Annotated in this window: 12 protein-coding genes; 3 read left to right on the forward strand and 9 right to left on the reverse strand. The window is 70.6% G+C overall.

Annotated features, from left to right (window positions below):
• Nucleotides 1-41: 41 nt before the first annotated feature.
• The 9 genes from paaE to ACFYVR_RS10465 form a co-directional block, all read right to left on the reverse strand.
• Entirely contained in the window at nucleotides 42-1,139 is a 1,098-nt protein-coding gene (gene paaE / locus ACFYVR_RS10425; protein WP_387472441.1) for a 1,2-phenylacetyl-CoA epoxidase subunit PaaE, read from the reverse strand.
• Between the two features lies 1 nt (nucleotide 1,140).
• A complete protein-coding gene (gene paaD, locus ACFYVR_RS10430) occupies nucleotides 1,141-1,659 on the reverse strand; it encodes a 1,2-phenylacetyl-CoA epoxidase subunit PaaD (RefSeq protein WP_387472707.1) in 519 nt (172 codons plus the stop codon).
• Between the two features lie 2 nt (nucleotides 1,660-1,661).
• On the reverse strand, nucleotides 1,662-2,579 hold the full coding sequence (paaC, locus tag ACFYVR_RS10435) for a 1,2-phenylacetyl-CoA epoxidase subunit PaaC (protein ID WP_387472444.1): 918 nt from the start codon (nucleotides 2,577-2,579) through the stop codon (nucleotides 1,662-1,664).
• 10 nt (nucleotides 2,580-2,589) lie between these two features.
• On the reverse strand, nucleotides 2,590-2,907 hold the full coding sequence (gene paaB, locus ACFYVR_RS10440; RefSeq protein ID WP_387472446.1) for a 1,2-phenylacetyl-CoA epoxidase subunit PaaB: 318 nt from the start codon (nucleotides 2,905-2,907) through the stop codon (nucleotides 2,590-2,592).
• Between the two features lie 4 nt (nucleotides 2,908-2,911).
• Nucleotides 2,912-3,856, reverse strand: a complete 945-nt coding sequence (gene paaA / locus ACFYVR_RS10445; protein WP_387472448.1) for a 1,2-phenylacetyl-CoA epoxidase subunit PaaA — start codon at nucleotides 3,854-3,856, stop codon at nucleotides 2,912-2,914.
• A 114-nt stretch (nucleotides 3,857-3,970) separates the two neighbouring features.
• The gene (locus ACFYVR_RS10450) at nucleotides 3,971-4,768 is read right to left on the reverse strand and encodes an enoyl-CoA hydratase-related protein (protein ID WP_387472450.1); all 798 of its coding nucleotides are present in this window, start codon (nucleotides 4,766-4,768) and stop codon (nucleotides 3,971-3,973) included.
• The gene (locus ACFYVR_RS10455; protein WP_387472452.1) at nucleotides 4,765-5,643 is read right to left on the reverse strand and encodes a 3-hydroxyacyl-CoA dehydrogenase family protein; all 879 of its coding nucleotides are present in this window, start codon (nucleotides 5,641-5,643) and stop codon (nucleotides 4,765-4,767) included. Before ACFYVR_RS10455 ends, ACFYVR_RS10450 begins: the two co-directional genes overlap by 4 nt.
• Complete coding sequence (locus ACFYVR_RS10460; protein WP_387472454.1) at nucleotides 5,640-6,374, reverse strand: enoyl-CoA hydratase/isomerase family protein; 735 nt, start codon at nucleotides 6,372-6,374, stop codon at nucleotides 5,640-5,642. The genes ACFYVR_RS10455 and ACFYVR_RS10460 overlap by 4 nt, the downstream gene beginning before the upstream one ends.
• A complete protein-coding gene (locus ACFYVR_RS10465; protein WP_387472456.1) occupies nucleotides 6,371-7,591 on the reverse strand; it encodes a thiolase family protein in 1,221 nt (406 codons plus the stop codon). The genes ACFYVR_RS10460 and ACFYVR_RS10465 overlap by 4 nt, the downstream gene beginning before the upstream one ends.
• A 114-nt stretch (nucleotides 7,592-7,705) precedes the next feature.
• Between ACFYVR_RS10465 and ACFYVR_RS10470 the strand changes: the two genes are divergently transcribed.
• The 3 genes from ACFYVR_RS10470 to ACFYVR_RS10480 all read left to right on the forward strand — a co-directional run bounded on the left by ACFYVR_RS10470 (nucleotide 7,706) and on the right by ACFYVR_RS10480 (nucleotide 10,767).
• Nucleotides 7,706-8,317: a TetR/AcrR family transcriptional regulator gene (locus ACFYVR_RS10470; protein ID WP_387472458.1), complete on the forward strand. Its 612-nt coding sequence runs from the start codon at nucleotides 7,706-7,708 to the stop codon at nucleotides 8,315-8,317.
• 93 nt (nucleotides 8,318-8,410) lie between these two features.
• The gene (gene paaZ / locus ACFYVR_RS10475; protein WP_387472460.1) at nucleotides 8,411-10,456 is read left to right on the forward strand and encodes a phenylacetic acid degradation bifunctional protein PaaZ; all 2,046 of its coding nucleotides are present in this window, start codon (nucleotides 8,411-8,413) and stop codon (nucleotides 10,454-10,456) included.
• Nucleotides 10,453-10,767: an EthD family reductase gene (locus ACFYVR_RS10480; protein ID WP_387472462.1), complete on the forward strand. Its 315-nt coding sequence runs from the start codon at nucleotides 10,453-10,455 to the stop codon at nucleotides 10,765-10,767. The genes paaZ and ACFYVR_RS10480 overlap by 4 nt, the downstream gene beginning before the upstream one ends.
• The last annotated feature ends 155 nt before the right edge of the window (nucleotides 10,768-10,922 follow it).

Genomic DNA, 10,922 nt, shown 5'->3' on the forward strand with positions numbered 1-10,922 from the left:
GCACGCACAACCGGGGCTCGGCGCCGGCCGGTCGGAAGCGGTCAGGCGTCGAAGTCGACGGTGACCGCGTCGCTGGTGGGCAGGGTCTGGCAGGTGAGAACGAAACCGGCTGCGACCTCCGCGTCGTCGAGTGCGTAGTTGCGCAGCATCCGGGCCGTCCCGGACGTGACCTTGGCGCGGCAGGTGCCGCAGACGCCGCCCTTGCACGCGAAGGGCAGATCGGAGCGGATCGTCTCGGCGGCGTCGAGGATGTTCTGCTCGCGGGGGAGGATGCCGGTGGTGCTGCGGCCGTCGAGGACGACGGTGACCTCGCTGGACGGGCCCTCGACACCGGGCTCGCGGTGAATCTGTTGCGGGGGCGGCACGTCGTCGACGAAGAACAGTTCGTGGTGGATCCGATTGCCGTCGATGCCGAACTCGCCGAGGACGGTCCGGGCGTCGGTGACCATGCCGTAGGGGCCGCACAGCCAGACGTCGTCGACGTCGTCCACGGGCACGACCGCGGACACGATCGCGCGGAGACGATCCGCGTCGAGGCGGCCGGTGAACAGCTCCACGTCGCGGGGTTCGCGGGAGAGCACGTGGACGACTTCGAATCGGGCGCCGTAGCGGTCCTTGAGGTCGGCGATCTCCTCGGCGAACATCACCGAGCGGGTGCGCCGGTTGCCGTAGAGCAGCACCACCGACGAGTCGGGGTTCGCGAGCACCGAGGCCGCGATCGAGAGCATCGGCGTGATTCCCGAGCCCGCGGCGATCAGCAGGTGCCTGCCGGCGACGGCCGGGTCGGCGACGAAGCTGCCGGTGGGGGCCTGGACCTCGACGACGTCACCGGCGCGGGCGTCGCGGACGAGCCAGGTGGAGAACAACCCGCCCGGCACCTCCCGCACGCCGACGCGGGGCGAACCGCCGACGGGCGCGCAGACGGAGTACGACCGGCGGTGCTCGACACCGTCGACGACGCGACGCAGGGTCAGGGACTGCCCGGCCCGGAAGTCGAACTCCGTGGCGAGATCGCCGGGAACCGCGAAGGTGACCGCGACGGCGTCGTCACACAGCCGTTCGACGTCGGCGATCTCGAGGTGGTGGAAGTCGCGGAGGCGTGATGCGCGGCGGGCGCCGGGGGATTCGACTGTGGTCATGTCAGATTTCCTTCACGTGGTCGAACGGTTCGAGGCAGGCGCGGCACCGGTAGTGCGCCTTGCACAAGGTGGCCCCGAACTCCGAGACCAGGTCGGTGGCGGGGGAGCCGCACCGGGGGCAGGACACCGCGCGGGGCCGGGTGATCAGCGTCAGCGGCACCGGACCGGTCGACCGGGCGGGCGCGGGTCCGGGTGTGGAGTACCCGGCGTCGCGTAGTTTGCGCGCGCCCGACTCGCTGATCCAGTCGCTGCTCCAGGCCGGGGTCAGGCTGGTGTCGACGCGGACCCGGGCGTACCCGTGCCGGGTCAGCAGGTGCTCGATGTCGGCACGCATGGTGGCGAGCGCGGGGCAGCCCGAGTAGGTGGGGGTGATGGCGACCACCACGGCACCGTCCGGGTCGATCTCGACGCCGCGGACGACACCGAGATCCGCCAGCGTCAGCATCGGCATCTCGGGATCGAGGACCGACTCGACCAGTGTCCGGGCAGTCACGAGGCCTCGGGCGTTCTCGACGGTCACTGTCACCACGACCCCTCGGGATGCGCCCGTGCGACGGACTGCATCTCGGCGAGCAACAAGCTCAGTGCCCCGGTGTGCAGACCGCGGCGGCCGCCGCGCCCGCCGACCGTGCCGACCGACGGGCCGCGGGGTGCCTCGAGTTCCGCGGCGTGGAGCACCTGGCCGATCACCGCGTCGAACTCCTCGCGCACCGAGCGGGGGTCGACTCCGACGCCGGCGGCGGCGAGCGTGCGCTCGTCGTCGGTGGGGGCGAACAGCTCCGCAGTGTAGGGCCAGACGAAGTCGAGCGCCGCGCGCACGCGGCGGCGGGATTCGTCGGTGCCGCAACCGAGCACGACCGTCCAGCGTGCGGCGTAGTCGCGGTGGTAGGTCAGTTCCTTGACACCCTTGGCGGCCACCGCGGCCAGCACGGGGTCGCGGCTGTCGCGCAGCTTCGTGAAGACGGCGAGCCGCCAGGTCGCGAGGACGAGGGTGCGCACGACGGTTTCGGCGAAGTCCCCGTTGTCGAGTTCGCACAGGCGGACGCACCGGAACTGGGCATCCGTGCGGAAGAAGGCCAGCGCATCATCGGCCGGCACCGGGGAGCTCTCGGAGATGAACGGGACGACGGTTGCGTCGGCGGCGGCGGCGCGGGCGAGCAGCAGGCGCGCCTGCCCGAGCAGGTCGAGGCCGATGTTGGCCAGTGCCATCTCCTCCTCGAGTTCCGGTGCGCGAGTGCACCACTCGGACAGCCGGTGCGAGGAGATCAGTGCGTCGTCGCCGAGCGCCAGGCAGTACCGGGCGAGCGCGGGGAGGTCGACGTCGTCGGGGACGGTGGTGTCGACCCCGGCGAGCGGGTCGTCGAAGCTGGTGCCGAACGCCCACTGACCGTGGTTGTCCTCGTCGACCAGGCCCCCGTAGGCGTTGTCGTGATCGATCATGGTGCGTGCCTCACATGTGGGGGACGTTGTCGGGAATGTCGTAGAACGTCGGATGCCGGTAGACCTTGTCGCCGCTCGGGGCGAAGAATGGATCCTTCTCCGACGGGCTGGACGCGACGATCGCGGACGACCGGACGACCCAGATGCTCACGCCTTCGTTCCGGCGGGTGTAGACGTCGCGGGCGTGACGCAGGGCCATCTCGTCGTCGGGAGCGTGCAGCGAGCCGACGTGGACGTGGTTGAGGCCGCGCTTGCCGCGGACGAACACCTCGTACAGCGGCCAGCTCGCCCTGACGTGGCGTTCGGTGGTGGACCTGGTGTCGCTCATGGCTTTACGAGCCCTCTCGTTCGCGGGCGGCGAAGGCCGTCGCGGCCTCGCGGACCCAGGCGCCGTTCTCGTGCGCGGCGCGGCGGTTGGTGATGCGTTCGACGTTGCAGGCGCCGTTGCCTCGGACGACCTCCGTGAACTCGCTCCAGTCCGGCTCGCCGAAGTCGTAGTGGCCGCGGTCGGCGTTCCACACGAGATCCGGGTCGGGAAACGTGACCCCGAGTGCCTCGGCCTGCGGGATGCTCATGTCCACGAAGCGCTGCCGCAGCTCGTCGTTGGTGTGCCGCTTGATCTTCCAGTGCATCGACTGCGCGGTGTTGGGCGACTTGTCGTCCGGCGGACCGAACATCATCAGCGCCGGCCACCACCAGCGGTCGACGGACTCCTGCACCATCTCACGTTGGGCGTCGGTGCCGCGCATCATCGTCATCAGCAGCTCGAAGCCCTGCCGCTGGTGGAACGACTCCTCCTTGCACACCCGGATCATCGCCCGCCCGTACGGGCCGAAGCTGGTGCGGCACAGGGGGACCTGGTTGCAGATGGCTGCGCCGTCGACCAGCCATCCGATGACGCCGACGTCGGCGAAGGTCAGGGTCGGGTAGTTGAAGATCGAGGAGTACTTCTGCCTGCCGGTGATCAGCTTCTCGGTCAGGTCGGCGCGGTCCGCGCCGAGGGTCTCGGCGGCGGAGTACAGGTACAGCCCGTGGCCGGCCTCGTCCTGCACCTTCGCGAGCAGGATCGACTTGCGACGCAGGGAGGGGGCGCGGGTGATCCAGTTCCCCTCGGGCTGCATCCCGATGATCTCCGAGTGCGCGTGCTGGGCGATCTGCCGGATCAGCGTCTTGCGGTAGTCGTCCGGCATCCAGTCGCGCGGCTCGATGCGCTGATCGTGCGCGATGGTGGTCTCGAAGAGGTTCAGGAGATCGTCCGCCCTTGTCGGCGTTGTCATGTGGCCTCATTTCATTACCGAATATTCGGTCAGTAATAGTATGCGCGAGGGGTTGCCCGCGCACAAGACCCGAAGCGGTCACCGCAGGTCAGGGGTGGTGCGTGGACGGAGTGATCAGCGTCCGGTGAAGGTCGGTCGAGACTTGGCGAGGAACGCCTCGACCGCTGCGCTGTGGTCGGCGCCGGCGCCGAGCGCCTCCTGAGCGACCCGCTCGCGTTCGAGGGCATCGGTCAGCCCGGGGGCGGCGGCCCGCAGCAGATCCTTGACCTGGCTGTACGCCTTCGTCGGTCCGTGAGCGAGCTGCCGCGCGAGATCGCGGGCAACGGTGTCCACGTCGTCGTCGGCGACCACGCGGTGCACCAGTCCCCACGCCGCGGCGTCGGCCGCGCCGAAGCGGTCGCCGAGCAGCATCAGTCCCGCGGCCCGGCTGGCGCCGACCGCGTGGACGAGGGTGTGGCTCAGACCCGAATCGCTCGCGAGGCCGATGCCGGTGAACGCGGTGGCGAACTTCGCGCCTTCGCCGGCCACCCGGATGTCGCCGGCCAGCGCCAGCCCCAGGCCGGCGCCGACACAGGCCCCGCGGATCGCGACCACGACGGGAACGGTCAGGGCCGCGACCGCCTCCAGCAGCGGGTTGTAGTGCTCGCCGACGGTGTTCATCGCCGAGTGCGGGTCGGCGCGCAGGGCGTCGACGTGCTCGCCCAGATCCTGTCCGACACAGAAGTTCCTGCCGTCCGCGGTCAGTAGCACCGCACGCACGCGGGCGTCGTCCCCGACCCGGCGTACCGCATCGAGCAGCGCCTCCTTGGTGGCGCGGTCGAGGGCGTTGGAGGCGGCGGGCCGGGAGAGGGTGACGGTGGCCAGGCCCTCGTCGATCCGTACCTGCACGGGGGCGGTGTCCGTGGTGGTCATGACTGTGCTCCTGTCGTCGTGGTCCAGTCGAAGAATCCGCTTCCGCTCTTGCGGCCGAGTTCACCCCGGGCGACCTTGTCGCGCAGCAGCTTCGGAGGTTCGAAGCGCGGGCCGAGGGTGGCGGCGAGGTGTTCGGCGATGGCCAGGCGCACGTCGAGGCCGACGAGGTCGGTCGAGCGCAGCGGACCCATCGGGTGCCGGTAGCCGAGCTCCATCGCCCGGTCGATCGCCTCGGCGTCCGCCACACCCTCCTCGAGCATCCGGATCGCCTCGAGTCCGAGGAAGACACCGAGGCGGCTGGTGGCGAATCCGGGGGAGTCGTTGACCACGACGTCGACCTTGCCCAGCAGGCCCACCCACGACACCGCCTTGTCGACCACGGATTCGGCGGTAGCCGGGGAGGTGACGATCTCGACCAGTTCGGAGGCCGGGACCGGGTTGAAGAAATGCATCCCGAGGAACCGTCCCGGATCGGTCAGGTTCTTGCCGAGGTCGGTGATCGACAGCGAGCTGGTGTTGCTGGCGATGACCGTGTCGTGGCGGACGGCCCTCTCCGCGGCGGTCAGGACCTGGGCCTTGAGCTCCACGTTCTCCGGGACCGCCTCGACGACCAGGTCGGTCTCCGGCGGGATGTCGTCCGGGGATGCGACGGTGCCGAGGCGATCGAGAATCTCGGCGGGCGTCGAGTGGGTGAGCTTGCCGCGTTCGTCCGCGCGTTGCAGTCCGGTGGCGACGCGGTCGCGGGCGGCGGCCTGGTCGCCGGCCTCGGCGATCACGACGGTGCTGCCGAGGGTCGCGAAGACCTGGGCGATGCCGGCGCCCATGCGGCCGCCGCCGATCACGGCGACGCGGGCCGGTGCCTGTGTGTCGGTCATGTCTTCTCCAGGAAGGCGGTCATGCGGTCGTGTTTGTCCGTGGTCTCGAAGAGCACGGCCTGGGCGATGTCGTCGGCGAACGGATGGGTGCCGGGGGAGTCGACGACGGTCTTGGTCAGGCGCAGTGCCAGCGGTGCGGAGCGGGCGATGCGGTCGAGCAGTCGGTGGGCGGCGTCGACGTGGCTGCCGGGTTCGACGACGTCGAGGACCAGTCCGGTGCGCAGGGCGGCCTCGGCGTCGAGGATGTGGCCCCCGAGCAGAACCTGCTTCGCGACCGACATCCCGACGAGTTGGGGCAGCCGGTAGCTGGCGCCGGCCGCGGCCATGATGCCGAGCCCCGGCTCGGGATTGCCGAATCTGGCTGTGGTGGTGGCGATCCGGATGTCGCAGGCGTAGGACAGCTCGGCGCCGCCGCCGAGTGCGAACCCGCTGACCGCCGCCACCGTCGGCAGGGGCAGTCGGCCGATGCGGTCGAACAGGGTGCGGTTGATGCCGGCGAGCGCGTCGTCGCGGGTGCGGGCCCGCAGCTGCCCGATGTCGGCGCCGCCGGCGAAATGGTCGCCGCGACCGGTGAGCAGCAGCAGCTTCGGGTCGGCCTCGATGCGGGCGCACACGGTGTGGAGTTCCGCGATCATCTCCGCGGTGATCGCGTTGCGCTGCGCCGGGCGGTCGAGGGTCACGACGACGCGGTCGCCGAGCTCGTCGAGTTCGAGTGTGGTGAAGGCGGTCACGGTGCCTCGATCAGCATCGCGGCGCCCTGGCCGACGCCGACGCACAGGGTGGCCAGAGCGCGGCGCGCGTTCTCGCGTTCCATCCGGCCGAGCAGGGTCAGCAGGATCCGGGCCCCCGAACAGCCGAGGGGATGGCCGAGGGCGATGGCGCCGCCGTCGGCGTTGACGATCGCCTCGTCGAGCTTCAGCTGGCGGATCACGCCCAGGGACTGGGCGGCGAACGCCTCGTTGAGTTCGACCGCGTCGAGGTCCGCGACCGTCCAGTTCGCCCGGGCGAGCACCTTCCGCGTGGCGGGAACCGGCCCGAGCCCCATGATCTGCGGGGGCACACCGGCGCTGGCGGATCCGACGATTCGCGCCCGGACGGTCAGACCGTACCGGGCGACCGCGTCGGCGCTCGCGACGACGAGTGCTGCGGCGCCGTCCGAGAGCGAGGACGACGAGCCGGCGGTGACGATGCCGCCGGAGCGGAAGACCGGCTTCAGGGCGGCGAGCTTGTCGAGGGTGGCCCCACGACGCGGGGTCTCGTCGGCCTCGAGAACTCCGTCCTTCACCGGGACCGGGACGATCTCGCGTCGGAAGTGCCCGGCGTCCACCGCGGCGACCGCCCGCTGCTGGCTGCGCAACGCGAAGGCGTCGCTCTCCTCGCGGGTGATGCCCTCGAGCGCCGCGACCTCTTCGGCGGTCTCGCCCATGGACAGGGTGATCTTGCGGGTCTCGGGTCCGGAGCCGGCGGGAACGTTCCGGTCGGCGGAGGCGAACCTCGGATTGGTGAAGCGCCACCCCAGCGAGGTGTCGGCGACCTCTCCGGGCCGGGCCCACGGCGTTCCGGGCTTGGCCATCACCCACGGAGCGCGGGTCATCGACTCCACGCCGCCGGCGACGACGACGTCGGCCTCACCGCTGCGGATCAGCGCGGCGGCCTGTGCGACGGCGGTCAGACCGCTCGCGCACAACCGGTTGACCGTGAACCCGGGAACCGAGTCGGGCAGCCCGGCCAGCAGCACCGCCATCCGGGCGACGTCGCGGTTGTCCTCGCCGGCCTGGTTCGCGGCGCCCAGGATCACCTCGTCGACCGCGTCGCCGGGCACGCCGGCCCGGCGGACTGCCTCGGCCACCACCAGTCCGGCCAGGTCGTCCGGACGCACCGTGGCCAGTGCGCCGCCGTAGCGGCCCTGCGGTGTGCGCGCGCCGTCGACCAGAAAAACGTCACCCATCCTGTGCTCCTTGCTCGCGTGTGCAGCCCAATTATTAACTGAATATTCGGTCGGTAACAAGGGTGGGTGCCCAGCGCTGTCACGCGGCGCGGGTGGGTGCGCGAAGATGAACCCATGACATCGGCGCGCGTAGTACAACGGACGGGACGTCCGGGCCGGCCCGGATACGACCTCGACTCGCTGCTGGCGGTCGCCGTCAAGGTGTTCAACGACAAGGGCTACGACGGCACCAGCATGGAGGTGCTCGCCAAACGTCTGGGTATCTCCAAGTCGGCCATCTACCACCATGTCTCGGGCAAGGCGGAGTTGCTCGAGCTGGCGCTCTCGCGCGCCCTCAATGCCCTGTTCGCCGTCACCACCGAGGAGGGCGCGACCGCCGGTCCGTACATCGACCGCCTCGAGTACCTGGTTCGCCGGAGCGTGGAGGTCCTCGTCGCGGAGTTGCCGTACGTGACGTTGCTGCTGCGGGTCCGCGGCAACACGGCCGTCGAGCGTCGGGCACTGGCGCGCCGCAGGGAGTTCGACACGTTCGTCAGTGAACTGGTCCAGGCGGCCGAGGACGAGGGCGACCTGCCCGCCGGGGTCGATCCCGCCCTGGCCAGCAGGCTGATCTTCGGCATGGTCAACTCGATCGTCGAGTGGTACCGCCCGCGCGCCGACGGCGCGGTCGGCAACCTCGCCGACACCGTCGTCGCGATCGTCTTCGACGGTCTGCGGCGCGCCTGAGCCCCCTGTCGGAACGGCTCCTCCCTTGACAGGAGCGGTGGTGCTCACGGATCGTAATTACTGACCGAACGTACGGTGAGATATGGAGATCTCGTGAGCACTCTGCTTCAGAGCTATGTACAGGGGCGCTGGCACACCGCGCCCGACGAGGGCGCCCCGCTGCTCAGTGCCGTGGACGGCCACGAGGTCGCTCGGATCTCGTCGACCGGCGTGGACGTCGCCGGCATGATCGATCACGCCCGGGCGGTGGGTGGCCCGGCGCTGGCGAAACTGACCTTTCACGAGCGCGCCGCGGTGCTGAAGACGCTCGCCCTGACCCTGATGGCGGGAAAGGACGAGTTCTACGCACTGTCCGCCGAGACGGGTGCGACGGAACGTGACTCGGGCGTCGACATCGACGGAGGTTTCGGGACACTGCTCAGCTACGCGAGCAAGGCCCGGCGCGAGCTGCCCAACGACACCGTGCATCTCGACGGCGGTCTCGAACAGCTGGGCAAGAAGGGCACCTTCCTCGGCCAGCACATCTACACCTCACGGCGCGGCGTCGCCGTCCAGATCAACGCCTTCAACTTTCCCGTCTGGGGTTTCCTCGAGAAGCTCGCTCCGGCCTTCATCGCCGGTGTGCCCTCGATCGTCAAGCCGGCCAGCCAGTCCGCGTACCTGACGGAACTGGTGTTCCGTCGCATCGTCGAATCCGGGCTGCTGCCCGAGGGGTCGGTGCAGCTGCTGTGCGGCAGCGCCCGCGGCGTGCTCGATCACCTCGGCGGTCAGGACTCCGTCGCGTTCACCGGTTCAGCGGACACCGCCGCACTGCTGCGCGCGCACCCGAACGTGGTCGGCGCCGGTGTGCACTTCACCGCCGAGGCCGACTCGCTCAATGCGTCGATCCTCGGCACGGACGTGACCACCGGCAGCGAGGAGTTCGACCTCTTCGTCAAGCAGCTGGTCACCGAGATGACCGTCAAGGCGGGCCAGAAGTGCACCGCCATCCGGCGGGCCTTCGTCCCCGAGCACCTCGTCGACGACGTCGTCGCCGCGACCAGCGCACGACTGGACAGGGTCGTCGTCGGTGCGCCCGGTGCCGAGGGCGTGACCATGGGTGCGCTCGCGAGCCTCGAACAGCGCGACGAGGTCCTCAGATCCGTTCGCGCACTGACCAAGAGTGCCCGCATCGTCCACGGCGACCCCGACACGGTCGAGGTCGTCGGAGCCGACGCCACCACCGGGGCGTTCCTGTCGCCGATCCTGCTGCGATGCGACGACCGCGACGCCACCGAACCCCACGAGGTCGAGGCGTTCGGTCCGGTGAGCACCGTCATCGGCTACCGCGACAACGCCGACGTGATCGAGCTCGCCGCCCGCGGCCAGGGCAGCCTCGTTGCGTCCCTCGTCACCGCCGACACCGCCATCGCCCGCGAGATCGTGCTCGGCCTGGCCCCCTACCACGGACGCGTCCTCGTCCTGAACCGTGAGGACGCCCGCGAATCCACCGGTCACGGCTCGCCGCTGCCGGTGCTCGTCCACGGTGGCCCCGGCCGTGCGGGCGGCGGCGAGGAGCTCGGCGGTATCCGCGGCATCCTGCATCACATGCAGCGCACCGCGATCCAGGGCACCCCCAACGTCCTGACGGCCGTCGGGCGGCGCTGGGTGCCGGGCGCCGACCGCATCGAAGGTGGCGTCCATCCGTTCCGGAAGAATCTTGCCGAACTGGCCCTCGGTGACACGATCGTCGGTGGCCCGCGGCAGGTCACCCTCGCCGACATCGACCACTTCGCGGAGTTCACCGGCGACACCTTCTACGCCCACACCGATCCCGAAGCCGCGGCGGCCAACCCGCTCTTCGGTGGCATCGTCGCCCATGGCTACCTCGTGGTCTCGCTTGCCGCCGGCCTGTTCGTCGACCCCGCACCGGGGCCGGTCCTGGCCAACTTCGGTGTCGACAACCTGCGGTTCCTGACCCCGGTCAAGGCCGACGACAGCCTGACGGTCACGCTGACCGCCAAGCAGATCACCCCGCGCACCAGCGCCGACTACGGCGAGGTCCGCTGGGACGCCGTGGTCGCCAACCAGAACGGCGACGCCGTCGCCACCTACGACGTGCTCACCCTCGTCGCCAAGCCGAACGGAGAAGACAAGTGACCCATCAGATCTCGGTCTGCTACGGAACACCCGACGACCCCGCCACCTTCGACGAGTACTACCGCGCCACGCACATTCCCCTCGCGGCCAAGGTACCCGGGCTGTCCGGGTTCGTCTGGGGCAAGTGCGTCTCCCTCGACGGCTCCGCCCCGGCCCACTACGCCGTGGCGTACCTGCAGTTCGCCACCGAGGAGGATCTGAAGACGGCCCTGGCGTCGCCGGAGATGCGGGACGCCGGACGCGACGTCCGCAACTTCGCCACCGGAGGGGTGACCATGTACACACAGAACCTGGAGTCGGCGACCCGCTGACCACCGCCTCGGGGGCGGGGGGGCGCCGGGGGGGGGGCCCCCCCCCCCCCCCCCCGCCCCCCCCCCCCCCCGCCCCGGGCGCCCCCCCCCCCCCCCCCACCGGGCCGGGGGCCGCGCGGGGGTGGCCCCATCCCACCCAGCCCCAAGCGGTGAGG

Origin of the sequence: Rhodococcus sp. NPDC003318, from assembly GCF_042879035.1 — a bacterium.
Lineage (GTDB): Bacteria > Actinomycetota > Actinomycetes > Mycobacteriales > Mycobacteriaceae > Rhodococcus_G.

Bases quoted from the DNA above. Each gene is read 5' to 3' on its own strand.
- paaB (WP_387472446.1), bottom strand. From the start codon at position 2,907: ATGAGCGACACCAGGTCCACCACCGAACGCCACGTCAGGGCGAGCTGG.
- paaC (WP_387472444.1), bottom strand. From the start codon at position 2,579: ATGATCGATCACGACAACGCCTACGGGGGCCTGGTCGACGAGGACAAC.
- ACFYVR_RS10450 (WP_387472450.1), bottom strand. From the start codon at position 4,768: ATGACCACCACGGACACCGCCCCCGTGCAGGTACGGATCGACGAGGGC.
- ACFYVR_RS10455 (WP_387472452.1), bottom strand. From the start codon at position 5,643: ATGACCGACACACAGGCACCGGCCCGCGTCGCCGTGATCGGCGGCGGC.
- paaE (WP_387472441.1), bottom strand. From the start codon at position 1,139: ATGACCACAGTCGAATCCCCCGGCGCCCGCCGCGCATCACGCCTCCGC.
- paaA (WP_387472448.1), bottom strand. From the start codon at position 3,856: ATGACAACGCCGACAAGGGCGGACGATCTCCTGAACCTCTTCGAGACC.
- ACFYVR_RS10470 (WP_387472458.1), top strand. From the start codon at position 7,706: ATGACATCGGCGCGCGTAGTACAACGGACGGGACGTCCGGGCCGGCCC.
- ACFYVR_RS10465 (WP_387472456.1), bottom strand. From the start codon at position 7,591: ATGGGTGACGTTTTTCTGGTCGACGGCGCGCGCACACCGCAGGGCCGC.